General features: G+C 53.0%; 22 protein-coding genes. 10 read left to right on the forward strand and 12 right to left on the reverse strand.

Annotation, left to right across the window (positions count from 1 at the left end; genetic code table 11):
- Positions 1 to 48: 48 nt before the first annotated feature.
- Positions 49 to 1,866, reverse strand: coding sequence for a 5'-nucleotidase C-terminal domain-containing protein (locus tag NYR02_RS16515; protein ID WP_260977454.1), 1,818 nt, complete (start codon positions 1,864 to 1,866; stop codon positions 49 to 51).
- A 64-nt stretch (positions 1,867 to 1,930) separates the two neighbouring features.
- Between NYR02_RS16515 and NYR02_RS16520 the strand changes: the two genes are divergently transcribed.
- Both NYR02_RS16520 and NYR02_RS16525 read left to right on the forward strand, forming a co-directional pair.
- Positions 1,931 to 2,110, forward strand: a complete 180-nt coding sequence (locus NYR02_RS16520) for a hypothetical protein (RefSeq protein ID WP_260977455.1) — start codon at positions 1,931 to 1,933, stop codon at positions 2,108 to 2,110.
- A gap of 56 nt (positions 2,111 to 2,166) precedes the next feature.
- The gene (locus NYR02_RS16525) at positions 2,167 to 3,285 is read left to right on the forward strand and encodes a putative solute-binding protein (protein ID WP_260977456.1); all 1,119 of its coding nucleotides are present in this window, start codon (positions 2,167 to 2,169) and stop codon (positions 3,283 to 3,285) included.
- A 46-nt stretch (positions 3,286 to 3,331) separates the two neighbouring features.
- Here NYR02_RS16525 and NYR02_RS16530 read toward each other — a convergent pair whose 3' ends face one another.
- A complete protein-coding gene (locus NYR02_RS16530; protein ID WP_260977457.1) occupies positions 3,332 to 3,919 on the reverse strand; it encodes a class I SAM-dependent methyltransferase in 588 nt (195 codons plus the stop codon).
- 128 nt (positions 3,920 to 4,047) lie between these two features.
- Between NYR02_RS16530 and NYR02_RS19630 the strand changes: the two genes are divergently transcribed.
- Complete coding sequence (locus tag NYR02_RS19630; protein WP_420864307.1) at positions 4,048 to 4,437, forward strand: VF530 family protein; 390 nt, start codon at positions 4,048 to 4,050, stop codon at positions 4,435 to 4,437.
- A 20-nt stretch (positions 4,438 to 4,457) separates the two neighbouring features.
- Here NYR02_RS19630 and NYR02_RS16540 read toward each other — a convergent pair whose 3' ends face one another.
- The 5 genes from NYR02_RS16540 to NYR02_RS16560 form a co-directional block, all read right to left on the reverse strand.
- On the reverse strand, positions 4,458 to 5,585 hold the full coding sequence (locus tag NYR02_RS16540; protein WP_260977458.1) for an ABC transporter permease: 1,128 nt from the start codon (positions 5,583 to 5,585) through the stop codon (positions 4,458 to 4,460).
- The gene (rbbA, locus tag NYR02_RS16545; RefSeq protein WP_260977459.1) at positions 5,585 to 8,404 is read right to left on the reverse strand and encodes a ribosome-associated ATPase/putative transporter RbbA; all 2,820 of its coding nucleotides are present in this window, start codon (positions 8,402 to 8,404) and stop codon (positions 5,585 to 5,587) included. The genes NYR02_RS16540 and rbbA overlap by 1 nt, the downstream gene beginning before the upstream one ends.
- Before the next feature lie 116 nt (positions 8,405 to 8,520).
- Entirely contained in the window at positions 8,521 to 9,495 is a 975-nt protein-coding gene (locus tag NYR02_RS16550; protein ID WP_260977460.1) for an HlyD family secretion protein, read from the reverse strand.
- Between the two features lie 499 nt (positions 9,496 to 9,994).
- A complete protein-coding gene (locus NYR02_RS16555; protein WP_260977461.1) occupies positions 9,995 to 11,209 on the reverse strand; it encodes a cation:proton antiporter in 1,215 nt (404 codons plus the stop codon).
- A 17-nt stretch (positions 11,210 to 11,226) separates the two neighbouring features.
- Entirely contained in the window at positions 11,227 to 11,553 is a 327-nt protein-coding gene (locus tag NYR02_RS16560) for a hypothetical protein (protein ID WP_260977462.1), read from the reverse strand.
- A gap of 106 nt (positions 11,554 to 11,659) precedes the next feature.
- Here NYR02_RS16560 and NYR02_RS16565 point away from each other — a divergent pair, with 106 nt between their 5' ends.
- From NYR02_RS16565 to NYR02_RS16580, 4 genes are all read left to right on the forward strand, one after another.
- Positions 11,660 to 13,021 (forward strand): DsbA family protein, encoded by a 1,362-nt coding sequence (locus tag NYR02_RS16565; protein ID WP_260977463.1) that lies wholly within the window; start codon positions 11,660 to 11,662, stop codon positions 13,019 to 13,021.
- Between the two features lie 313 nt (positions 13,022 to 13,334).
- Positions 13,335 to 14,096, forward strand: coding sequence for an SDR family NAD(P)-dependent oxidoreductase (locus NYR02_RS16570; protein WP_260977464.1), 762 nt, complete (start codon positions 13,335 to 13,337; stop codon positions 14,094 to 14,096).
- Positions 14,097 to 14,103: 7 nt separating this feature from the next.
- A complete protein-coding gene (locus NYR02_RS16575) occupies positions 14,104 to 15,252 on the forward strand; it encodes an acyl-CoA dehydrogenase family protein (RefSeq protein WP_260977465.1) in 1,149 nt (382 codons plus the stop codon).
- 137 nt (positions 15,253 to 15,389) lie between these two features.
- Positions 15,390 to 16,571, forward strand: coding sequence for an acetyl-CoA C-acyltransferase (locus NYR02_RS16580; RefSeq protein ID WP_260977466.1), 1,182 nt, complete (start codon positions 15,390 to 15,392; stop codon positions 16,569 to 16,571).
- A 483-nt stretch (positions 16,572 to 17,054) separates the two neighbouring features.
- On the opposite strand, the gene NYR02_RS16585 is transcribed toward NYR02_RS16580, so the two are convergent.
- A complete protein-coding gene (locus NYR02_RS16585) occupies positions 17,055 to 18,059 on the reverse strand; it encodes an AraC family transcriptional regulator (RefSeq protein ID WP_260977467.1) in 1,005 nt (334 codons plus the stop codon).
- 263 nt (positions 18,060 to 18,322) lie between these two features.
- On the opposite strand from NYR02_RS16585, the gene NYR02_RS16590 reads away from it, so the two are divergent.
- Positions 18,323 to 19,984 carry an AMP-binding protein gene (locus NYR02_RS16590; RefSeq protein ID WP_260977468.1) on the forward strand — a complete coding sequence of 554 codons (1,662 nt, stop codon included), beginning with the start codon at positions 18,323 to 18,325 and terminating at the stop codon, positions 19,982 to 19,984.
- A gap of 195 nt (positions 19,985 to 20,179) precedes the next feature.
- On the opposite strand, the gene NYR02_RS16595 is transcribed toward NYR02_RS16590, so the two are convergent.
- Positions 20,180 to 20,599: a thiol-disulfide oxidoreductase DCC family protein gene (locus NYR02_RS16595; protein ID WP_260977469.1), complete on the reverse strand. Its 420-nt coding sequence runs from the start codon at positions 20,597 to 20,599 to the stop codon at positions 20,180 to 20,182.
- Positions 20,600 to 20,781: 182 nt separating this feature from the next.
- Between NYR02_RS16595 and NYR02_RS16600 the strand changes: the two genes are divergently transcribed.
- Positions 20,782 to 21,588, forward strand: a complete 807-nt coding sequence (locus NYR02_RS16600; RefSeq protein ID WP_260977470.1) for a glycoside hydrolase family 75 protein — start codon at positions 20,782 to 20,784, stop codon at positions 21,586 to 21,588.
- Positions 21,589 to 21,611: 23 nt separating this feature from the next.
- Here NYR02_RS16600 and NYR02_RS16605 read toward each other — a convergent pair whose 3' ends face one another.
- Positions 21,612 to 22,976 (reverse strand): MFS transporter, encoded by a 1,365-nt coding sequence (locus tag NYR02_RS16605; RefSeq protein WP_260977471.1) that lies wholly within the window; start codon positions 22,974 to 22,976, stop codon positions 21,612 to 21,614.
- Between the two features lie 68 nt (positions 22,977 to 23,044).
- On the opposite strand from NYR02_RS16605, the gene soxR reads away from it, so the two are divergent.
- Positions 23,045 to 23,491, forward strand: a complete 447-nt coding sequence (gene soxR, locus NYR02_RS16610; RefSeq protein WP_260977472.1) for a redox-sensitive transcriptional activator SoxR — start codon at positions 23,045 to 23,047, stop codon at positions 23,489 to 23,491.
- A gap of 124 nt (positions 23,492 to 23,615) precedes the next feature.
- Here the strand turns inward: soxR and NYR02_RS16615 are convergent, their stop codons facing one another.
- Together NYR02_RS16615 and NYR02_RS16620 are read right to left on the reverse strand one after the other, a co-directional pair.
- Positions 23,616 to 24,545, reverse strand: coding sequence for a hypothetical protein (locus NYR02_RS16615; protein WP_260977473.1), 930 nt, complete (start codon positions 24,543 to 24,545; stop codon positions 23,616 to 23,618).
- Positions 24,546 to 24,766: 221 nt separating this feature from the next.
- Positions 24,767 to 25,747, reverse strand: a complete 981-nt coding sequence (locus NYR02_RS16620) for a hypothetical protein (protein ID WP_260977474.1) — start codon at positions 25,745 to 25,747, stop codon at positions 24,767 to 24,769.

The following is a 25,747-nucleotide window of genomic DNA, read 5'->3' on the forward strand; positions in this document are numbered from 1 at the left end:
GATTTTTAACGCTTATGGCGACAGAATGCGTCGCTTATCCGCTGTTGCTCAGGGCGCAACGTTTACTGATTTAATACAGTAATTCGCAGCGTCCAGTGGCGGTAAAATATTATCGGTTAGGACGTCACGGAAATATTCGATTAAGGGGACGGCATAAGCAACATCCGATTCCTCAAACGCCGCCGGGTTGGCTGCACGCACATCGGCAAAGGTGTTGTAGCCGTCTTTACCCAGTGCGGTAAACGAGTTGGTGGCTACCGCGTAGGTGGCGTTCATATCAATCGTGCTCCACACGCCTGTGGCACGGTTGCGCACTTCAACATTATGAATACCGGTACCGGCAGGCGCACCCAGTGTCACGTCATAACGCAGATTGGATGAATAAGGGAAAGCACCGGTCGAACCAGAGATGCCCTGTGCATAATCCAGACCTTCGTTCAGCACTTTGACAATCTCAGCACCGCTCATATCGATGGTGACCACCGTATTGGAAAACGGCAGAATGGTATAGGCATCGGCCACGGTGAAATTACCGCTGGCCATTTCAGCCCGGACGCCACCGGCATTCTGAATCGCCACATCGGCTTTCGGCAAATACTGCATAAACGCATCGGCTACTACCTGCGCGGCGTAGCTGCCTGACGGTGTGTCACCATTATTAAAGGGTTGTGGAATACGGGTAAAAGGCATGGTGTTGGTCACTGTGCCCAGTGATGCATTTTTGAAGGTTTCCAGCTCTGTTTTATACGGAGCAAGAATATCTTCGATGCGGCTGTCCGGTGCTATTTCACGGATGGTTTTCAGATTCTGGATGGTATTTTTAATCTGAGTCTGCTGCTCTGCCGTTGCATCCACCCAGGCGTTACTGTCATTTTTGACCTGATAAGGCGCACCAACCAGTAATTCTAAATTACCGTCGATGGTGGTGATCTCACCTTGTTTATCAAAAGAGATATTCATACGGCCAAGGCCTTTGGCATATTCCCAGGCTTGCGCAATATAAACCGGTTTACCGGCCGGGTTCATAATTACGGTTGGATAGGCACCATGTACATCTACCCCCATGTTGCTGAGTTCACCGCTGGAATCGAGCACGTCATGGGTATCGCCGCCGATAATAACATCAACATCGGTCACGTTGCGGGCGAGAACCTGATCAAAATCGTAACCCAGGTGGCTCAGTACAATAATTTTGTTCACGCCTTTTTGCTGCAGCGTGCTGACGTGAGCTTTTACCGAAGCAATTTCTTCATCAAACTCAACGGCATCGGTAACCAGTGATGATTCACGGGTTTTCTCAACTTTTAATACGCCGAGAATTGCAACCAGTTCGCCATCGACTTCTTTAATAACGTAAGGCTGAATATCAGAGCCATACAAAGGGCTGCTGCTGGTTGGGTGAATATTACCGCTGATCACCGGAAACTCGGCCAGATCAATCAGTTCGGCCAGACGGCTTTCACCTTCATCAAATTCGTGGTTGCCCAGCTCGTAAGCATCCAGGCCAATGGCATTGAATACTTTAAAGTCCACTTCACCTTTAAACAGGCTGAAGTACAGTGTGCCGTTCAGCTCACCGCTGTTCAGTACCAGCGTATTGTCATCACGGTATTCGCTGATGGCACTGGCAATACGGGCAAAGCCACCCAGATTCAGACGAACATCATCAGCGGCGCTGGTGGCGGTGTTGTAGTTCAGTTTCAGGTCGTAGGTCTGGCCATCAAAATAAGAATGGTGATCGTTGGTGTGAAGGATGGTCAGATCGATGGCTTTAGCAGAGTCTTTTTTGTCATCGTCCTGACAACCGCTCAACAGGGTCACCAGACCCAAACTGCTGAGGGCAATAATACGGCTTAACGGTTTCATGGCAGATCTCACAGGGTTACTGTTGATTAATGTCTGTACAGGCGTGAGAGGCTAAGGGTCTGGCATGACGGTTTGGTGTCAGTTTTATGATCCTGATGTGTATTTTGTCATTTATTGTAAGGTTGGCCTTTGGCTGCTGTGCTGGCAGGGCATGGCCGATCCGGCCAACAACATGCCTATCGTTTCTTTTTTTCACCTGCTGCTGCCTGCTGCATCAGGCTACTATCGTGCATGCCGTGTCTGACCGGATAAGTACTGCCAGACAGCACAATAATAACAATTCAATACGCAGGCACTCCCATGATCCGATCGTTACTGTTCTCACTGATAGTCTTCACCGCTGGCGCACAGGTCGCGCAAGCAGCACAGGCAACAGCCGCAACCGAGGCCTGGCGGGCTAAGGCAATGAATCCGGCGTTATCGGAACATGAACGTATCGGTGCCATTAAAAAGCTTTACAGCGATACTCTGGTGGATGGCAATATTCCGCCACGTACGGTATGCGTCTGGGATATTCTTGGCCGCTCCGGGCCTATTTATGCCGCCGCCGTCGATCAGCAGGCACGGATGCTGGATATGGGCGTCACCATTAATATGGAGGCCTACACCAACGAAGGGGTGCTGGCCGATGACCTGAAAGCCGGTCAGTGCGATGCTGCTTTATTTACCGGTATCCGCGCGCGTTTATTTAATAAATTTACCGGCACCATCGATGCCATTGGTGCAATCCCGTCATCCAGGCATATGAATATGCTGATGAAAGTGCTGGTGAACCCGAAAAATGCACCGCGCATGGAAGAAGGTCAGTTTGTGGTGATGGGCTTTGCGCCAATGGGCGCGGCTTATATTTTCGTCAACGATAAGCAAATCAGCACCCTGGCCAAAGCAGCCGGTAAGCGGGTGGCGGTAATGGATTACGATCTGGTGCAGGCGGAAATGATTCTGCAGCTGGGCGCCAACCCGGTGCCGACCAGTGTGGTCAGCGCCGGCAGCAAGTTTAATAACCATGCCGTGGATGTTTTACCGGCACCGCTGGTGGCTTACAACATTATGGAGTTGTACCGTGGTATCGGCGATAAAGGCGGCATTGTGAATTATCCGTTCTCGCAATTAACGCTGCAGTTAATTGGCCGTAAAGATAAATTTCCGACTGAAATTGCCCAGCTGGTGCGTGAGAATTTTTACAGCCGCTTTGCCGCTATTGAAAAAGAAGTGGAACGCCAGACCGGTGATGTGCCGGAGAATCTGTGGATTCATATTTCAGCGGAAGATAAAGCCGAATATCAGCTGATGATGCAGCAGGCACGGATTGCTCTGCGTGATCGCGATTACTATGACGGCGATATGCTGACCCTGCAGCGCAAAATCCGCTGTAAGTTCGAGCCTTCGCATTCCGAGTGCGCGCAGCCGGTCGAGTAGTTTCTGCTGCCCGGAGGCTGCCTGAATCCGGGTAGTCTCTGGTTGTTCAGGGGTAAAAAGACGCTTGTTTACGGGCAAACAGATGGCAGCTCAGTGCTGTCTGACCGGACAGTGTTTTTTCTGTGCGGATTTCATCCTCCTCAATACTGAATCCAGTGAGCAGTGCGCGCAGCTCCGCAGGACGGCTGTGCCACATATCGATACCAAATCCGGACATAAACCTTACGCCATCAACATGGCAGAATTCAGCCAGATATAAGCAGCCTCCCGGTTTAAGCCATTGCCAGAGTTGCCGGATCAGCGTGCTGCGTTCCTGTTGGCAGGGGATGCAGGTTAAAACGGCACAGGCCAGAATGGCATCGAAGTGATCCGCCGGAAATTGAGCCAGTGGATCATCACTGTGTAACAGCTGCAGCTGTGGGAATTCCTCCCGGCCACGGCTGATCATTGCTGCGGATGCATCCACACCATAAAGATTGCAATAACCCGCCCGCTGCAGCTGTTCGGTAATACGGCCATAGCCACACCCCATATCGAGAATGCGCGCAGAATCCGCCAGCCCCTGCGAGAAACGTGGCAGATCAATGGCTAAACTGAAATCAATTGTCGGGGCTACGTCCTGCCAGAGGTCCATCAGTATTTCCTGTGTATGTATCTGTGTTCGTATCGCTGCATTTGTCTGTAGCGCCAGTTTGCGGCCTATGCGCCTGTCTGTTCATCTGCTAAGGTCGCGCCTTAAGTACGAACCCGGAAGAGAAAATCATGACCGATACCCCGCCTGCTACTCCATTTGCACCACGTAAAACCGACCATCTGCAGGGTGTTACGCTGGAAAATCTGCTCAACCAGCTGGTGGATCAGTACGGCTGGGCAACGCTCAGCGATCTGGTGCGTATCAACTGTTTCCGCTCCAACCCCAGCATCCGCTCCAGTCTTACCTTTCTGCGCCGCACGCCCTGGGCCAGAGCACAGGTGGAAGCGGTGTTTATTGGTTTTAAAGATGGACTTGAGGTCGAAGCCATCCGTGGCCGGTTAAAAACCATGGCCGCCGGTGATGGTTTAAGCAAAGCGGCGCAGAAACAAAAAAGCGCTGCCGCCAAACCCCGTAAACCCGGCGCCCCGGACCCCTGGAAAAAAGCCCGCAGCGAATAAATCCGGTTGGGCTGAATGCATCAGCCCATACTGACAATGGCTTTGCGGAAGCGTGCCAGGGCCACGCTGAAAAACACCGCACCAATGGCCAGCAGGATCAGCAGCAATGGCCACACACTCTCAATGCCTGCCCCGCGATAGAGAATATCCTGCGCCAGCGACACAAAATGGGTGGATGGCGACAGCTGCATAATCCAGCGCAGCGCATCGGGCATGCTTTCCTGCGGCGTGGTGCCGCCCGACAGCAGATACATAATCACCACCACCGGAATAATCAGCAGGCCGAACTGCGCCATTGAACGGGTCAGGGTGCCGAGCATAATGCCCAGTGAGGTCACCGAAAATAAATAGATTGCAGACGCCAGCGCAAACAATCCCACTGAGCCATGAATCGGCACCTCCAGCAGTTTATTCACGACCAGCCAAAGCGACAGCAGCGTTGCTATTAAAATCACCAGACCATTGGCCCAGATTTTCGCCAGCATAATTTCTGCTGGTGTTACCGGCATCACCAATAAATGCTCAATAGTGCCATGCTCGCGCTCACGGATCAGTGCGGCACCGGTCAGAATAATGCCGAGCATGGTCACACTGTTAATCACCTGCATCACCGAGTTAAACCAGGCCGAGCTGGAGTTCGGATTAAACAGCTTACGCACGCTGATGTTAACCGGCAGTTTGTCGGTAAAGTTGAGTGTTGGTGACAGCGCATGAATGGCCTCGGCGAGAATGATCTGCTGAATATACACCGCGCCATTACCGGCCTGAGTCATGGCGGAGGCGTCGACGTTTAATTGTACTTCCGGTTTTTTTCCCTGCAGCAGATCGCGCTCAAAGTTTGGTGGAAATACCAGTACAAACACAAACTCGCCCTGGTCCAACACCTCATTCATGCGCGAAGCATCAATCTTTACGGCGGGCTGAAATTCTGGTGCTAACAGGCTTGCCGTAATTTGCCGTGACAGCGGTGAGTTATCATCATCAACCACGGCGACCGACGCGTTTTTAACTTCAAAATTGACCCCGGTTGCGACGGTATAAACCGCCACCGAAAAAATATAAATAATCAGCAGTAATAACACCGGGTCGGCTTTCAGGCTGTATAACTCTTTAATGCCTAACTGAGCGATATTTTTCAGACGCATCATCAACGCTCCTGTTTGTTCAGGCCAAGCCAGGCCAGCAGAGTAAAGAGCAGTACAAAACCAGCCAATGCCAGATGGTTATGCCACAGCTGCGAAAAGGTCAGGGCTTTGGTAAAGCTGCCCATGCTGATCTGCTGAAACCAGGCGGAAGGAAAGCCCAGTCCCAGCCATTGGCTGGCACCGGTCAGCGACGATACCGGGGTTAATAAACCGGAGAAATTCACCGCCGGTAAAATGCTGAGCACCGCCGCCGCAAACAGCGCCGCAACCTGAGTACGGGTGAACGAAGAGATCACCATGCCAAAACCGGTCGTCCCCCACACATACAGCAATGCACCGCTGCTTAATGTCAGCAGTGAACCACGTACCGGCACCTGGAATAGCAACACGGCCATTAATAACAGGGTGATGTAACTTAAAAAAGCAATGGCAATATACGGTGCCTGTTTGCCGAGTAAGAATTCCAGCCGGGTAACCGGCGTTGAGCGGAAGTTGGCAATGGAGCCGGTTTCTTTTTCACGCACAATGCCAAGGGCGGTCATCATCGCCGGAATTAATGCCAGCATCAGCATCACCACGCCCGGTACAATGGCAAATACACTTTTAAATGCCTGATTAAAATGGAAGCGGGTGCTCACCGTCATCGGCATGCTCAACCCGGCAGCCTGAGGGCTGGAAGCCGCAATGGCCTGCAATTCCTGCAGCATCAGTCCATCAATATAACCGGCGCTGGTTTCGGCTTTAAACGGCATCGCGCCGTCGATCAGTACACCAATTTCCGGCTGCCAGCCGAGTAATAAATGGCGGCCAAAGTCCGGTGGGATTTCGACCAGCATACTCAGTTCTCCGCTGCGCAATTGTCGCATACCATCGGCAAAATCCAGCGGAGCGGGTTGCTCGTCAAAATAGCGCGATCCGGATAAACCTTCGAGTAATAAACGGCTTTCACGCGAGTGATCCTGGTCGATCACTGCGTATTTTAAGTTATCCACATCAAAAGAAATGCCGTAACCAAAGGTCAGCATTAACAGCAGCGGGCCGAACAAGGCAAACAACAGACGGATAGGATCGCGCTGAATTTCCAGCGTTTCGCGCCAGGCATAGGCCCACCAACGGCGCAGGCTGAAAATACGGCGTGGTGTTTTGGGTGATGTATGGCTTTCTGCCGCCGTTGGCAGCGCATTGGCTTTTTCAGCGCTTTTCTCGGTTCTTTTCTCCGTGCTTTTGTTATTCGTATTGGGGGCCGCTGACGGTTCTGGCGTATCGTTCAGACCGGCGGCTTCGCGCAGATAATCAACAAAGGCAATTTCCAGTGACGCACTGCCACGCTGCTGCGCCAGTTCGGCGGGTTTTCCCACCGCCAGTACTTTACCGGCGTGCATCAGCGAAATACGGTCGCAACGTTCAGCCTCGTTCATAAAGTGGGTGGAGATAAAAATGGTCACGCCCTGTTCGCGCGACAGGCGGATTAAATGACTCCAGAACTGATCACGCGCCACCGGGTCAACGCCGGAGGTTGGCTCATCCAGAATTAAAATATCCGGCTGATGCAACACCGCAACCGCCAGTTGCAGACGCTGACGGATGCCTAAAGGCAAACTTTCCGGCAGGCTGTTCTGTACTTCGGCAAGTCCGAACTCTTCCAGCACATGGGCAATACGCTCCGACCCTTGTTGTTCATCCAGTGCATAGAGTTTTGCGTGCAGTTCCAGGTTATGGCGCACACTGATTTCGCTGTACAGAGAAAAACTCTGCGACATATAGCCGACTTTTTTCCGCGTTTCCATATCATTGGCCTGCGGTAGCTGGCCGAATAAACGCGCTTCACCGGACGAGAAGGGCAGTAATCCCGTCAGCATTTTCATGGTGGTGGTTTTGCCACAGCCATTGGAACCTAAAAAGCCGAATATCTCGCCGCGCTGAATGCGGAAAGACACATCATTCACGGCAATAAAATCGCCAAAACGCCGGGTTAAATGGCGTGCTTCAATGGCCGGAGGGCCATCGTGCTGTACCGCAGGGGGCACCACCACCTCATGATGGCCGGCACGTTTTTCTTCTGGCAGCAGGGCAATAAAAGCCTTTTCCAGTGTGTCGCAGCCGGTTTTATCCAATAATTCCTGCGGTGACCCGGTGGCGATTACCTGGCCGTCATCCATGGCCGCCAGCCAGTCAAATTGCTGTGCTTCTTCCATATAGGCGGTGGCCACCAACACGCTCATCTGTGAGCGGTCGCGGCGGATATCCTGAATCAGCTGCCAGAATTGCATACGCGACAACGGATCAACCCCGGTGGTGGGTTCGTCCAGTACCAATAAATCCGGATCGTGAATTAATGCGCAGCACAGGCCGAGTTTTTGTTTCATACCGCCGGATAATTTACCCGCCGGACGCTCAAGAAAAGGCGCCAGCCCGGTGGCTTGGGTTAAGCGCTGAATACGACTGGTGCGCTCGGCTTTGTCCTGACCAAATAAATGCCCGAAAAAATCCAGATTTTCCGCCACGCTTAAGGTGGGGTAGAGATTTTTTCCCAGCCCCTGCGGCATATAGGCGATGCGCGGCAGGCTGGTATTACGGTGGCGGCGATTATTAATATCACCATCGAGTACCGTCAGTTGCCCTTGCTGCAGTTTGCAGACGCCGGTAATTAATGACAGCAGGGTCGATTTGCCAACGCCGTCAGGGCCGATAAAACCGGCCATTACCCCAGCAGGAATATCAATATCCAGCGGTGCCAGGGCTTGCGTTGTGCCATAGAGATGGCTGAGTTTTCGGGCGCTGACAATGTGGGTAAAGGCGGGCTTATCCATAGATGTATCCATGCCGGAATCCGTGCGTTGTTCTGTTGGCGTTCTGTGCAGCAGCGCTTTTTACAGCGCTGTGTGGAAAAGCATCAGCAGCGGTGCCGGGCAGATAATGTCTGCCACAGGCTCCGGTACTAAGGTAATTGCACGGTGAGATCAGCCGGCCATTCTTTACTGCTGTCGGTGCGCACATAGGCACTGCCGCGTACGCCGGTTTTGACTTTTTCTTCATGCAATTTCAGCAGTTGCGGATCAATGCTGAGCTTCACCCGGAACATCAGGTTATTGCGTTCTTCGCTGGTTTCTACCGACTTGGGAGTAAATTGCGCATCACCGGCAATAAACGAAACCCGCGCCGGCACCACATATTCCGGAATCGGATCAAGCACCAGCCGTGCCTCGTCGTTAATACCCAGTTTGCCGACCTGAGTGGCCGGTAAAAAAATGGTCATATACACATCGGAAACATCCAGCAAGGTAATCACCCGGCCTCCGGCAGCGAGCACTTCGCCCGGTTGTGCCAGCACATACTGCACACGCCCATTACGCGGGGCGTAAATTTGTGTGTCGTCGAGCAGGCTTTGTAATTCCTGCAGTCCGGCGCGTGCGGCTTCAATGCTGGCCTGGGTACGTTTTTCGGTGGCCTGCGCCAGACGCAGACCGGCGCTGGCGGATTCCTGCTGGCTTTCGGCCTGATCGAGTTTGTCCTGGGTCGCTACTTTTTGTTTAAACAGTGTCTGGGCACGTTTTAATTCTGAATTGGCCAGTTTTAATTGGCTCTGACGTTGCGCTACCGCCGCCGCGGCTTCTTCCGCTGCCAGTTGCGCCTGTGAAATCTGCGCTTCGGCTTCGCGTTTTTTCGCCAGCAGTTGTTGGTTGTCGATGCGTACCAGCAAATCACCAGCCGCGACCATCTGACCTTCGCTGACCAATACTTCGGCAACCCGTCCGGCGGTTTTAATGGCGACTTCCACCTGTTCGGCTTCTAACCGGCCGTTAGTTTCAACCACCCCGTCGGGCAGGGCAGAAGGATTAAACAGGGTCCAGGCCAGCGTACCGGCCGCAGCAACAAGAACAAGGCCGGCGGCGAGTAATTTTTTTGTATCCATGACAAAGACTCCGTAAAAACAAAACAAGGGTAGGCGGTTCAGGTTATGCGGTTCAGATTGTATTGAGCAGGCCCTAGGGCCTGTCGACACTAATGAAACAGGCCTGTTATTGGCTAAAAATATCTCAAACAAGGCGCTGAGAGTGTGGCCTAACGGGTTAAGCGAACGAACAGCAACGCAGGATGAGGGATTTTTAGCCATAACCCTTCGGGCTGAGGCCAGTTTTCCTCATTAACTTCGTCGTTCGTCATTCATTTAGCCCGCTAATATCACTCCTCTCTCCTTGTTCTGATAAAAACTGGCTCTCAGCAGGATCTATTCAATTAGTGTTGACAGGCCCTAGAGTACTCAATCCGGGCCACAAGGCTATTGATATTGCGCAAACATCTGCCGTGCAAGGTTTCACCAGCCAATCCGGCCATTGTCTGTCAGGCCAGTCTTTATGCGGTTTTGCTCTGTTTTTCTCAGAGGCGTTGCATTTTCAGGACAGAGTGTTCGGTTATCCGTGCTTCGTTGCCACGCTCAGGCGCGTGAAAAAGCGGGCGGACATACCGTGCAGAAAAATGCTGAGCAATACGGTAAGGACGGTGGTGGCAAACAATTCGGCATGAGCCGGATTGCTGTCGCTGAAGCCCAGCTGCTCGCTGACCAGCAGCAGATACAGAATGCTGGCAATACCGCGCGGGCCAAACCAGGCTAAAAAAATGCGCGCATTCAGCGGCAAGCCGGCTCCGGTTAGACTGATTAATACCGGAATCATACGGATAACGGTCAGGCTCAGCAGGGCATAAATCCAACTGTTGAGAGTAATATGCGGCAGAGCGTCGGGTACGAAAATCAGGCCGAACAAAAAAAACATGGTCAGGCTGAGTAATTGCCCTTCGGCTTCGCCAAATTCTTTCAGGCGTTGCAGCACCAGCGTGTGGTGTGATTGCAGAAACAACCCGGCCAGAAAAACCGCAATAAACCCGTTACCGCCCAGCACCTCCGCACCACTGTACGCCAGCAAGGCCAGAATGGGTGCCGATAAACGCTGAAACGGCGCTGTCATCCACTGACGTTTGGCGGCGGTTTCTGTCAATAAGCCGCCCACCCGGCCAGTGAGTACACCGCACAGAATGCCGATTAAAAATTGCTGACTGATAAACAATAACCAATGCAGATGATCGACTTCTGCGCTGGCACTGGAAGCCAGCATGGCCAGAACAAATAATAAAACCGGCAGGGCAATGCCATCATTCAGACCGCTTTCGACGGTGATGGAATGGCGCAATGATTCATCAATGTCTTTTTTATTAAAAATAGATTGCGCCAGAGCCGCATCGGTCGGGGTTAGCATAATGGCGAGCAGGGCTGCCAGTAACCAACCGCCGCCGAATAACGGATAAGCCAGCAATGTACCGGCAATCATGGTCAGCGGCAGACCAATAGCCAGCAGGCGGATGGGTAATACTTCAAATTTAACCAGGTGCGCGCGCTCAATCTGACTGGCATCAACAAATAAAATCAGCGCTAGGGTAAATTCTGCAAGCAGCATCAGGCCTTTGCCATCAATGTCGGCGGCAACCCAGTTAAGCGATACCGGCCCCAGTAAAATCCCCAGGGCGGTAAACATCATTGGCGCAGTCAGCGCGGCTTGTTCGGTTTTTCTGGAAAATAACGCGTAGGCAAAAACAACGGCGGCAATTAACAGAGCAAGTGGTTCGGCCAGCATGGAAAAATCCTTTGCGGTTATTCTTCCCAGATAATACGCAGGGGTTCGCCAAAATCATCGTAGATCACTTTTTTGCGCGGACGGCGATTTTTTTTCTCTGCGGCCGGTTTGCTGTGTTTACGGCCAGCTTCGCGCCGCTGATCGATGGTTTTTAAAACATCGCTCAGCGGTGTGCGTTCTTCTTTCGGCTTATCAAAGGCAAGGGAGTGATCGTTATAACGGCCATTCTGCAGCCCGGTTTCACCACAGGCCACCTCTTTTACTTCGCCACCCTGACGCAGAAAGTCATCGACTTCCTGATTCAGCTGATCGCGTAAATCGCGTTTGCTCGGGCGTTTATTCATAGGCTCGCTTTAGCGCACTGATGGTCGTACAAGGAGTCAGGACACGAACCTGACATGTCTGACACGGAGGTTTAGTATAAAGCATCGAATAACAATAAGAATCCCAATGACACGAATACCGCCGCTTTTCCTCCGTGCCCGTCTGCAGGCACAGGCCGCGCGCTTGCTCAGTCAGCCCGGTTTACTGGCCCTGCGCCACCGTGTGCGCGAAGGTCGAAGGCTGCTGGCCAATCGCCCGCATGAAATACAGGTCTTTTTGCGCATCGACGACCCTTACAGTTACCTGCTGGTACAGATACTGGCGGATTTTCAGCAGCATTATGGCGTCAGCGTACGCTGTTTTACCGTGCTGGAGCTGCAGGACGATATGTACCCCGAGCCTGCGCTGTGGCATAGCAATGCCTTTAAAGACGCCGGTTATCTGGCCGGGCTGTATGGGCTGGATTATCCATCGCAAGCGTTGCCGGATTCGCAACAACAGCGCCAGTTGCGCGCCATGCGCCGCTTGCAGGCCAGTGCGCAGCTGTTATTGCTGGAGCGTCGCGGCCAGCCCGACTGGCAGGCGGTAGAAAAGGTATTCCGCGCTTACTGGTACGACGATACACGCGTACTGGACGGCTATCCGCTGCTCAACCACGACCTGAACGAACATCTGCGCCGCAATGAACAACGCCTGCAGCAACTGGGGCATTACCTCAGCGCGACGCTGTATTACGAAGGCGAATGGTACTGGGGGCTGGATCGTCTCGATCATCTGCAACAGCGTCTGCGCGACCTGGGCCTGCAGCAGGCCGATAGCACCCTGATGGAATTTGACCGTACCTGGCGTGACTTCTGCTGCCATCCTGTTGCTGATATTCCGTCCGCAGAAAACCAGCCGCTGGTGCTGTATTTTTCCGCGCGCAGTCCTTACAGCCACCTGGGGCTGGAACAGATGCTGCAACTGGCACAGCACTACCGCCAGCCATTAATGATTAAACCGGTATTGCCCATGCTGATGCGCGGGCTGAAAGTACCGGCGCTGAAAAAATGGTACATCTTCGCCGACACCCAGCGCGAAGCACGCAAGCGCGGCATTGCGTACGGTTATGTCGCCGACCCGCTCGGTGCCGGGGTGGAGCGCTGCTACAGCCTGTTCGCCTGGGCGCAGCAGCAGGGCAAAGCCGCCGACTATTTACTGAGCTTTTCCCGCGCGGTTAACAGCGAAGGCGTACTGGCTGAAACCGACTCCGGCATGCGCTTTATCGTGCAGCGCGCCGGCCTTAACTGGCTTGACGCCAAAGCCATTCTGCAGCGTGATGACTGGCGTACACACTGGCAGGACTGGGCCGAAGCCAACCGCCAGGAAATGATCAGTTATGGGTTATGGGGCGTGCCCAGTATGCGTTATGGCGAGCTGGCGGTGTGGGGGCAGGACAGGATTTTTGTGATAGAGCGGGCGTTGAGGGATGCTGGGGCGGTTGAATAGCCGCTGCGCGGGCTGGCTACTAAGCCGAGCCAGGCATTGGCTTTAAATTAATCGCAAAAGCGAGTCCGCGCAGCGGCTGCCAGCATTGGCATTGATAAGAATACAAAGTGGCTGCCTAAACTTCGCCAGTGCAATAGCCGGTCGCCAGCCCAACCTTTTCCTGCTTTTTTTTGCCAAATTTCCTGCGCAATCTTGTCATGGTTTGCTCTGCCAAGCTGCGTCACACTGAACTCCGCTGTTTATTTATCGTATAGCCCGTTAACGGGGTTTCCAGTCAGGAAAATTAATAACAACTAATAACAAGAGGCATGTCATGGAATTTAATAATGTAGCCGCCATCGTCACCGGCGGCGCGTCAGGTTTGGGCGAAGGCACGGTACGCGCACTGGCCGCCGAAGGTTGCCGGGTAGCGATTTTCGATTTACAGGAAGAGCGTGGCGAAGCGCTGGCCAAAGAAGTCGGCGGTATTTTTGTGCGCTGCGATGTGTCGTCGGCCGAGAGTGCCGAGGCCGCTTTTAAAACCGCACGCGAAGCTCATGGCCTGTGTGGCATTGCCGTCAACTGTGCCGGTATTGCTCCGGCGGCAAAAATTGTTGGCCGCGAAGGGCCAATGGCGCTGGATGCTTTTAACCGCGTTATTCAGGTCAATCTGGTGGGTACCTTTAATATTATGCGTCTGGCCGCGGCCGAGATGATGGAACGCGAAGCCAATGCCGACGGCGAGCGCGGCATTATTATCTGCACCGCGTCGGTGGCGGCTTACGAAGGCCAGATTGGTCAGGCGGCTTACAGCGCGTCCAAAGGTGGTGTGGTGGCAATGACACTGCAGTCGGCACGTGAATTAGCGCGCAGCGGTATTCGCGTCAATACCATTGCCCCCGGCCTGTTTATGACACCGATGATGGCCGCTATGCCGCAGGAAGTGCAGGAAAGTCTGGCCGCGACACTGCCATTTCCGCAGCGCCTTGGTCGTCCGGAAGAATTCGGCATGATGGTGAATCAGATGGTTAAAAATCCGATTCTGAATGGCGAAGTTATCCGTCTGGATTGCGCTCTGCGCATGGGACCGAAGTGAGAACAGCATGAGCTTTATTAAAGAACCTCAGGAACGCGCACTGTTCCGCGATAACGTAGCGCGCCTGCTCGAAGCCGAAGTTGCTCCGCATTACGAGCAGTGGGAAAAAGACGGCATTGTTCCGGCACAAATCTGGCGCACTTTGGGTGAGTCGGGTTTGTTATGTGTCGATATGCCGGAAGAATTTGGCGGCTGCGGTGTACCGTTTGATTATTCCGTCGTGGTCGGTGCCGAGCTGGCGCGCATGGGTTTTGGCGCACTGGCGACTAATGTGATGGTGCATTCCGATATTGTTGCGCCGTACCTGCAGCATATCGGCAGCGAGCAGCAAAAACAGCAGTGGTTGCCGAAAATGGCCAGTGGTGAAATCGTGGGTGCCATCGCCATGACCGAACCCGGCGCGGGCAGCGATTTACAGGCCATGCGTGCGTCGGCCAAAAAGGACGGCGAGCATTATATTCTTAACGGTTCAAAAACCTTTATTACCAACGGCCAGCACGCCGGGCTGGTGATTGTGGCGGCGAAAACCGATCCGTCTGCCGGTGCCAAGGGCATCAGTTTATTTCTGGTCGACACGACGCTGCCAGGCTTCAGCCACGGCCGCAATATGGAAAAAATCGGTCAGCACTGTGGCGATACGTCAGAATTATTTTTCGACAATATCCGCCTGCCGGCATCGGCGTTACTGGGTGAAGAAGGTATGGGCTTTGTTTACCTGATGCGCGAATTACCCCGCGAGCGTCTGGTGATTGGTGCGCTGGCCTGTGCCGCCGCCCGTGGCGCACTGGATTTAACCGTTGCCTACACCACTGAGCGTGAATTATTCGGCCAGAAACTCAGCCAGCTGCAGAATACCCGTTTCCGCATCGCCGAAATGGAAACCGAATACCGCGTTAATCAGGCTTTTATTGACCAGTGTATTGGCCAATACAGCGCCGGTGAGCTGGATACTGCCACCGCCTCGATGGCGAAATACAGCGCCACCGAAATGCAGTTCCGCGTAGCTGATGGTTGCCTGCAATTATTTGGTGGTTATGGCTACACCTCGGAATATCCGATTTCCCGCGCCTTTACCGATGCCCGTGTGCAGCGTATTTACGGCGGTGCGTCAGAAATTATGAAAGAAGTGATTGCCCGTTCCCTGTTAGGCAAATAGCAGCCCAAACAGCAGCTGATAAAGCGGCAGCGCAGGACAGCAATTCAGACAAACCCGATATATAAACAAAAGCGACTGACTATCCGGCAATAATATTTACCCAGGGATCGTCAGCCGCGAAACATCCGGAGCAAACTATGCACAATAATGACGTCGTTATTTGTGGGGCAGCCCGTACCCCAATGGGCGGTATGCTGGGCGAATTAAGCAGTGTACCGTCACCGCAATTAGGCGCGGTGGCTATTTCCGCTGCGATAGAGCGTGCGGGCCTGAGCCCGGATGAGATTAACGAAGTGATTATGGGCTGTGTGTTACCAGCCGGACTGGGTCAGGCTCCGGCGCGTCAGGCGTCGCGTGCGGCGGGAATTCCCGACAGCTCTGGCTGCTCAACCGTTAATAAAATGTGCGGCTCCGGTATGCAGGCGATTATTCTGGCTCACGATCAGATTAAGGCGGGCAGCAATAACGTGATGATTGCCGGCGGTATGGAAAATATGAGTCAGGCACCGTATTTATTACCCAAAGCGCGTGCCGGTATGCGCATGGGGCACGGCCAGATTATAGACTCCATGTTTTTTGATGGCCTCGAAGATGCCTACGAAGGCGGCCTGATGGGCGTGTTTGCCCAGCGCAGCGCCGATGAATATGGCATCAGCCGCGAAGCCATGGATAACTTTGCTATCCGCTCACTTAACCAATCGCTGGCGGCGATTAAAAACGGCTATTTTGAACAGGAAATTGCTGCGGTATTGGTATCTGGTCGTAACGGCGATACCCTGATCGACGTTGATGAACAGCCGGGTAACGCCCGCCCGGAAAAAATCCCGACGCTGAAACCGGCGTTTAAAAAAGACGGCACCATAACCGCTGCCAACGCCAGCTCCATCAGCGATGGTGCTTCGGCGCTGGTACTGACCAGCAGCGCCTACGCGCAACAGAAAAACCTGCAACCACTGGCACGCATCGTTGCCCACGCAACCCATGCGCAATTACCGGCGGAATTTACCCTGGCGCCTATCGGTGCAATAAAAAAAGTACTGGAAAAATCTGGCTGGAACAGTGCCGAGGTGGATTTATTCGAGATTAACGAAGCCTTCGCAGTCGTCAGCCTGCTGGCGATTCAGGAACTGGGTCTGGATGAGAATAAAGTGAACGTTAATGGTGGTGCCTGCGCACTCGGGCATCCGATTGGTTCTTCCGGTTCACGTATCGTGGTTACCCTGATTAATGCACTGAAACAGCGTGGCCTGACAAAAGGCGTGGCCTCTCTCTGCATTGGTGGTGGCGAAGCCACGGCGGTGGCTATCGAAATTCTCTAGCGGTTCAGAAGGGCGTTGATTAAAAAGCCGCTGGCGGTGGGCCAGCGGCTTTTTTTGGGGTTGTAAGGTATGGGCTTTTTAAAAGTGGGGCAAGATCATCCTCCTCCAATGATGGTGGTTTTGCCAGTGTTATCGCGGCTGAAAGCCGCTCCCACAGGTCTCGGCTTTATCGCGGACAGAATTGATCGTAAGGCCGGGCGGCAGCTAACCCTTCGACAAGCTCAGGGCGAGCGGTATTTATTTAGACACGCTCTCTTGAGCTTGTCGAAAGGCTCGCTACTCAGGGCGAATGGTATTTATTTAGACACGTTCTCTTGAGCTTGTCGAAAGGCTCGCTGCTCAGAGCGAACGGTATTTATAAAGGCCCGTTCGCCCTGAGCGCGAAGCAGTCGAAGGGCCATCTCTCTTCGACGAGCCCCAACCAAGCCAGCGCCACGAAACACTCCAGTAATTCTGCTAATACTAAATTGCTTTGCAGGCCAGTTATTGATCCTGTTGCCGGTACGCCAGCGGGCTCACCCCGGTCCAGCCTTTAAACGCGCGTGAAAACGCTCCCGGTTCGGCAAAACCCAGCTGGCTGGATATTTCAGCAATGCTGAGATTTTGCCGGGTCAGCATCACCACGGCCTGATCGCGGCGCAGGTTATCTTTAATTTTCTGATAGGCGCTGCCTTCGGCTTTTAATTTGCGGCACAGGGTGTAGGAGGTCATGTGCAGTTGCTCGGCCACCCAGTCGAGGTTCGGCAGACTGCTGGTATCGCCGGCTTCAAGCAGGCGGCGCACCTGGGTGGTGATGCTGTCGTCTTCGTCGGTCCAGACAATCAGATCACGTGGTGAATTATTAATAAATTCATCCAGCTCGGCGGGTGTGCGCACCACCGGCATAGAAAGCAGGTTTTTACTGAAAAACAGGCTGTTGCGCTCGCGGCCAAAAAAACAGCGGGTGGGAAATACAAAACGGTATTCATCAAAATGCGGTGGCAGGGCGTGTGTGAATGTGGCCTGGCTGAGCACAATTTTACGGTCAATCAGCCAGCCGGTCAGGCGGTGCCAGACCAGTAATAACCATTCGACCAAAAAAGCATCGGGGTCGAGCTGCGGATTATGATGGGTCAGGCTCAGCTCGGCATCGTTACCATCGAGGTTCAGGCTGATTTCTATTTCGTCGGTAAATAAACGGTAACAGCGGATGCTTTCGCGCAGTACTTCTTCAAGATTATTGGCGTGTACCGCCAGTGAGCCCATAAGATGAAAATGCCCGACTTTACAGGGCGTGATGGTACGTCCCATAAACTCGTCATCCAGCGCTTTCCAGATCAGGCGGAACAGACGCACAAACTGGTCGGTAGGAATACGCGCCAGTGGCTCGCGGATCAGGTTGGGGTCAATATTCTTTGCCTGCAGCAGGGCCGAGCAATCGCCACTTTTCTGTTCCAGCCCGTACAGGGCGGCGCGGGCATAATGCGAAGAAAAGGTCAGGTTTTGCATAACAATATCGTCTGTCCTGCGTTGTTTTTACCAGTGTCTGGCCCGGGCGTCCGGACTGAGCGGCTGGCCTGGCATCAGTGGTTTGGCTGTGCGCAAAAGTTGTTAAGTTATCTGCTTAATCCTGTCATTCTGTTTGTCGCCTGCCTTGTCTTAGCATGGGTGAATCGCATGTCAGGGCCTGTCGACACTATTTAAACAGGCCCTGATAAACGCCCGCGCAGACAACCATGATGCGCACAACAAGAACAACAGGGTAAAGCACTATGCACACTATGAGCTACGACGCCTTCGTCAGCGGTTTTTCTGTCGATTCTCTCAAACAGCAGTTCTGTGCTGACTTCGACCAAGGTCTTAATGTTTGCACCGAAATCTGCGACCGCCATGCCGGAGATCCAACCCGGGTCGCCCTGCGTTATGAGCGCATTGATGGCTCAACCGGTGAAATAACCTTTGCCGAACTGCAGCAACGTGCAGCGCGCTTTGCCGGTTTTCTTAAAGCTCAGGGCATTGGCCCCGGCGACCGCGTGGCCTGTCTGCTGCCACGCACCCCGGCATTACTCATTTGTGTACTCGGTACTCTGAAAGCCGGTGCAGTATACCAGCCATTGTTTACCGCGTTTGGTTCCGGCGCTATCGAATACCGTCTTGAGCAGGCGCAAAGTAAGCTGATTATTACCAATCCGGAGCAATGGCCCAAGCTGGCCGATGTTAAAGGCTTGCCACCGAGCATGCTGGTCGCGGATTCCGCCGATGTTGTGGCGGGTAAGCCGGATTTTCTGTTCGAAGCCGAGCTGGCCAAACAATCAGACAGCTTTGAGCCGGTTTTAATTGGTGCCGATGATCCGATGCTGCAGATGTTTACCTCCGGCACCACCGGCAAAGCCAAAGGTCTGGTGGTTTCGGCGCGGGCATTAATGGCCTTTCATATGTATATGAAATACGCCGTGGGTTTGCGTGCTGACGATAAATTCTGGAACGTTGCCGATCCGGGCTGGGCCTATGGTTTGTATTACGGCATTGTGGCGCCGCTGCAGTTGGGTGCGACCATTCATTTTAACGAAGCCGGTTTTACCGCCGACAATACCTTTGAATTTTTACGTAAATACGCCATTACCAATCTGGCGGCGGCGCCAACGGCGTATCGTTTATTAAAAGCCAATGATGATTTATTAAAAAACTATCCGGAGATTAATCTGCGCGTAGCCAGCAGTGCCGGTGAACCGCTGAATCCGGAAATTGTCAGCTGGGCACAGCGTATGCTGAACTGCCGTGTGTGTGATCAGTATGGCCAGACCGAAACCGGTATGACCTCGGCGAATTTCCACGAGTTTGATCATATGCACCGTGATGCCAGTATGGGATATGAGATACCCGGCTATCGCCTGGTTGCGCTCGATCCTTATGGCAAAGAAGTGGCACCTGGCGAAACCGGCGAGCTGGCGGTGGATATGGATAACTCGCCGCTGTTCTTTTTTCAGGGGTATATGGGCGATGCAAAAAAACCTTATAAAGGTCAGTATTATCTGACAGGCGATGTGGTGGTCAGCAATGGCGACGGCTCACATTCTTACACCGGCCGCGACGACGATATTATTGCCTCCGCCGGTTACCGTATCGGCCCGGCCGAAGTTGAAAGTGCATTGCTCGAACATCCGGCAGTGATTGAAAGCGCGGTGGTGGGTAAACCCGACGCCGAGCGTGGTGCCATCGTTAAAGCCTATGTGGTGTTACGCCCGGAATATTTCAGTGATGAAGCGTTGGCAAAAGAATTACAGCAGCATGTGCGTAAATGCCTGTCGACCCATTCTTTCCCGCGTGAGATTGAATTTGTTGCTGAGCTGCCGAAAACCTCCAGCGGAAAAATTCAGCGTTTTATGTTGCGTAAGCAGGCGGAGGATGAGGCTAAACAAGCTGTTGTGGGGTGAGGGGTTTTACAAGCCGTTGCGCGGGCCAGCTTTTGTCCCGCATAGGCTTTTATTAAAAAAACAAAAGCTAACCCGCGCAGCGGCTATGACTCAGAGCACAATCCTTTCCAGAACCAACAAAGCGGCAGGCACTACTACGCAGAGCGTAGTAGCGAGCCGGCCCCCTCAAAGAGCCAGCTCACGCAGCGGCTACTATCACTTGCCCTGCTTTTTATCCGTAATATCACAGCCATTAATCGCACAGGCCTCACATCGCTGCTGGCCGGTGAGCCAGCCGGAAATCCGGTAACGGTTGCGCGCAAACCATAGGTAAACCTGATCGGCGAGTAAGCGGATAACCGGCCAGCGTAAGGGCGCAATCCAATAGCCCTTGCCGACCAGTTGCCAGGCGCGGTGAGTAACATCGAGGCCGCGTAACCATTCACCGTTATCCTGTATGGCCAGCAAGATGCTGCTGGCTTCTGCTTTATTAACCTGCGGCCAGTGTTCGCTGAAGTCATCGCGTTGGATATCGACCAGTTGCATATTCTGCGCACGATCAAGCCGGGTCAGGTGACGCATTTCGCGTACACAAAGCGGGCAGTGGCCATCGTAAAACAGAGTGAGTTTGGGCATAGGGTTCTCCGTTCTTCAGGGCTTAAGTTGAATCGATGTTAATGGAAAAGGGCTGTGGCTTCTGCTGTTTTTTGTCAGTAACAACCTGTACATACATGCGTCTGATACCGCCTGCGGGTGTTTTCTGTGGATGTGTCCGATAGACTCAACGTTCTTTGTGTTGTCAGGACGATAGAATCACTATGAAAGGAATGGCTCTTCTTATTATGCTGCCGCTGTGGGTATCGCAGGTGATGGCCGAATCCGGCTGTGTTTTCACGGCGTGGGATCAGTTTCAGGGTACGGCATTGTTGCATCACAGTGAGCAGAACGCTTATCTGTTTACCGCTAATGAGGTCAGGGTGGATGCCGATGGTGCGCCCAATGCCTATCACCCGGATGATGTCAGCCTGCACTGTACGCAGGGCGAAGGCTTTAAAGGACTGGATTGTCCGGCCAATGGGGGGTATCCAAAACACAGTTGGTGGCGTTCGGCCATTGTCGCTGACCCGGATAATCCGGCGCAGGCTTATGTGCAGCCAGAGGGCACTTTTAAAGGCTTTTTAGTTTCGCGTACATCCCTGCAGGATGAACAGAAAGCGGTGACTGATCCACAGCGTTATGTCGATTCCCGCTCTGTGCCGTATCTGGTATTTCCCGGTGATTTTTATAAAAAGAAAGGCACCGGAATATTAGGCGATTTTGGGTATGCGCTGAATCTGAGTAATGGGAAGTCGTCGCCTTTTATTATTGCGGATATTGGCCCGGCCAGAGCGACGCTGGGGGATATGTCGATTGCGCTCGCCAGTGCCTTGGGCGGCGATAACCCGAATCCAAGAACCGGTGCCGGTACGCCTTCCGGCACCGTGGTTTATATGATTTTTCCGCGCAGCAAAAAAACACCCGACTGGCCTCTTAGCCTGCAGACCATGAACGATACCGTTAATACTCTGCTGAACAGTGCCGGTGGTGACGTGATGTTAAAAACCTGTACTGGAAGCCTGCAATAAAAGCCTGAAGCAGAAGCGATTCTTTACTGCCGCGCCTTCAGCAATTGTGGATAACGCACCGGGTTATAACGGCTGCACAGCAGCAAGGCGGCAGCATAGATAATGGCCAGAGCCAGCCAGGCGGCACTGAAATTACCCAGCTGATCGCGCACACTTCCCATTATTAACGGCGTAATTGCCGCCAGACTGTAGCCGTAGCCCTGCACTTTGCCAATTAATGACCCTGCCTGTTGAGCATCCGGGTGATGATCCATAGTAACGATCATAATCATCGGAAATTGTCCGCCAATACCCAGCCCCAGCAGCGTCAGTGGGATAAGCACTATGGGCATTGATGCCAGGGTGAATACTGCAGATGGCAACGGCACTGCACCTGTCAGCGGAAAATACGCCAGCCAGATAAAACCACCGATGGATAATATCAGCACGCTGAATAATACCCGGCGGCGGTCGGGGCTGCCTGCAGCCAAGGCCGGAAAGAGTAATCCGGCAATCACTTCCACTGCGGTCAGATAACCCAGCATTAATCCGGATTCTGTGTTGCTGTAGCCAAGGTCAATAAGAAACGGCGGCAACCAGGCCAGAACGCACACATAACCTGCGGCTGCCATGCTGAAAGTCGCGACTAACGACATAAGACGGTAGCGGCTGAAGCTTTGCGCCGTTGTCTGTTCAGGTAATGGCTCAGAGGGTATTTCAGCCTCTGGTGCGGGCTGATTTTCCGCTGATGTTGCCGCAGGCTGAATTTGTGTCCGTGCTGTCCAGCGCATCCATGCCACTAACGCGACAACCGCCAGTACCGCCCAGAAGGCCAGAGCAGCGCGCCAGCTGGCCAGCCACTGTGCCAGAAAAGGAGTAAGGCCAGCCGCTAACGCCGCCCCCCCCATAATAGCGCTGACATAAAACCCCATAATTCTGGCACTGTCGCTGGCGAGTGACTTAACCACAATCGGCAGTGTTGCCTGAATAACGGCAATACCGGAGCCCGCCAGTAATGAAGTCAATAATAATAACGCGGCATTCAGGCTGCTGGCGTCGATCAGGCGCAACAGGTTGGCGAGCAGTAACAAGGCTAAAGCGCCCTGAATTAAGTGCGCCAGGCTGATATGGCGGCGTAGCCATAAGGTAACAAAGCAGCCAATACCCATCGCCAGTACCGGCAGCAGGGTCAGCCAGGCAACACCGCTGAAGCTCAGCCCGGTATCCTGTTGCAGCAGCGTTACAACCGGGCCGATGGCCGCCAGTGCCGGGCGCAGATTCAGGCCAACCAGAACGCAGATAATAATCAGGCTGAGCGCTGAGGTTTGTCGTGCTGGCGGCAGTATTCTGGGGATTGCGGGGGCCTGTACCGCGACAGTCTGAGCCGGGGATGTGACGGTCTGTGACATAAATAGTCTTCTCAATAATGGAACCGGCGGCTACCATAAAACCTCAACTTAACTTGAGGTCAAGCGTTATGCCGCAGCCGGTTGCCGCAGACAAAACCGCATTGAGCGTGGGTGAGATTGCCCGGCGCTGTGATATTCCGGTATCCACCGTGCATTTTTATGAAGCAGAAGGGCTGATCCGCAGCTGGCGTAATAATGCTAATCACCGCCGTTACAGCCGCCATGTATTGCGCCGTATTGCGGTGATTAAGGTGGCGCAGCGCACCGGCATCACCCTGCGCGAAATTAAACAGGCACTGGCAGTATTACCTGAAGACAGTGCACCGACCGCCGCACAATGGCAGGCCATGTCGCGTCAGTGGCAGGCGTTACTGCAACAGAAAATAGCTGACCTGAATTTATTACAGCAGCAGCTCGACAGCTGCATAGGTTGTGGTTGTTTATCGTTAGCTGATTGCCCGTTACGCAATCCGGGGGATTGCCGGGCGGAAGGCGGGACTTTTGAGCAGGGATAAGGTGAGCAGGGGGCAGGTGAGTTCGGGGCTTGGTCGTGGGTATGAAAAAAGAAAATATCCGCTCATCGTCCTGATCGTGATGAGCGGATATTGTTTAAGGCAGTTTAAATCTTAATGCGTTTATTTATTCGACTGGCTCCTGGTACCAGGTTTTTATGATATTAGAATCCTGAGGATCATCGAATATCGCTGAGCTTCCCCAGTTCTTGTTTATCCCTTGTACTTCATAGCGATACACTTTCTGCCACCAGGCAATACGGATCGGTGAGTCGTCAGTGCTTCCGGTCAGTTTCTGGGTGACCGTCGTGTGGCTGGCTATCTTTTGGGTATGGGTTGTTTCTTTGGATATTTCCGCACCGATGCTCAGAAAGCTGGCTTCCACACCCAGGCTGGCACTGACCTGCTCTGTAACCGATATCTCGTTTTCGACGCCAGCACTTACTTCTATGGTTCGGTCGATAGGACTTCCTTTAATGGCAGTGCCGGAATAGATCAGCTTGTAAAATGCACTCACTTTTAATGTTCTGTATTTGCTGTTGTTTAAATCAGGCAGGCGTTTGTGGCAGATTAAAACAGGCTGTGAATCCAGAAGATTATCGTTGATACTGGTCGGAGTAGGGCAGATAAGATGGCTTTCATCCCAATCCTGTTGCTGGAAATCCAGAACCGGAATGGTGATAGGTTTGTTGACACCATGTTCTTTTTCGGTGGCTGCGTTACTGTAGTTCGGAAAAACCCAGGAATCTTTTCCGGATCTTAAAACAACGACGCAGGGACGGTAAGCATCACTGTGCAGGCAGGAAATGGTAATGCTGGTAGGGGATACCAGATCCTCCACCATTACCGGAATTTCTTTTGCTGCGAACGGATCGGAATGAGGTGACGCAACACTGTTATTATCTTTAAGCCCACGGCAACTTAAAATTTCAAATGATGGGGAGGAAATCATCTTTCCCTTGGAATTCAGGCCGTGCAGGGTGAAATGTATTCTGTAATCAGTTCCGGAGTCGCCTTTCCCTGCGGTGGTCATTCGAACGTAAAATGCATGTTCCATACGCTGTCCTCTTGGTTTAGCTTCTGCTGAAGCGGAAGGCCAATGGTAGTGGAAAGCAGAATAATTATTTTACAGCTGATTTATATTGCAGAAAAAACAGCAATATTTATTAGAACACTGATCAGATGAAGCACAGGCGTAATATCATCCTTGATGATTTAGTACGAGGATGCTCCGGAATAACTGAGGGGAATGAGGTTGCCGCAGCCTCCGGAGCGGTGTCAGTTCAGTTCCGCTAATGCCCCGCTTTCATTTAATTGTCTTTCTTCGCGTTTGCGCCAGCGTTCGGCGCTGGTTTCGCTCAGATACTGACGACGCAGTTGGTAGCGTTGCTGCAGCTTATCGTCAGCATTGGCAGAGTCACCGGCTTCGTACAGGCTGATCAGGCGGTTAACGTGGTCAATGGCATCACTGCTGAGGACGCTTAACGGCTGACCATGTTGGCTGGCGAATTGTTGCTGCTGTTGTTCATACCAGGTCAGACGGTCTTTTAATGGCAGGTTTTTGGCCTGTGCTAAAAAATCCTGAAAGCGTTGATTAAAACGCATGCCATCGCGTTGGGCGCCGAAAACTTTATGGCTGATATTGGTACCGTAAAGTGCATCCTGGCTGGCCCAGTATTGTTCAAAAAATTGCAACGGATTATCGAAGTCACTCAGCGGTGAGCGTTGCTGAAACTGTTTCAGCGGCTGAGGATTTTCCTGGCTGATGGCGATAAAACGACTGGCCTGTTCCAGGGTTAAGCCCTGACTTTCCGCCAGTGATAACAGCAATTGCTGTTCACAGAGTTGCTGTATGTCGCTGTCGTCGGCGTTGCGTTCAAAGGCACGGCTGAGTTGCTGTTGGCAGCGTTGCTGCAAGCGTTGCAGCCCGGCTGCGGGGTCGGCTTGCCATTCGCTGTCGGTCCAGCGCAGGGTATTCAGGGCCTGTGTCAGTTGTTCGGCGCTTGCTTGTTGGGCACCGCGTAACAGGCTTTGGTGTAAGCGTTCGCGCAGCGAGGCCGGTGCTTCTGCCAGAGTGTGCCCGCTGGATGGGGTCTGAGCGGAAGTCGCCTGCTGGTCGTTGCTGGCAACGTTAGCAGCATCAGCGCTGACCTGAGTCAGTGGTGCGCGCCATTGTAGTAATAACAGCGTGAATCCGGCGGCGAGTGCTGCAAGCAGCACCCACCGGACGGTTTTTTTACGATGCATCGGGGTGGTCAT

The sequence above is a fragment of the Thalassolituus pacificus genome (genome assembly GCF_025318105.1).
Taxonomy (GTDB): Bacteria; Pseudomonadota; Gammaproteobacteria; order Pseudomonadales; family Oceanobacteraceae; genus Venatoribacter; species Venatoribacter pacificus.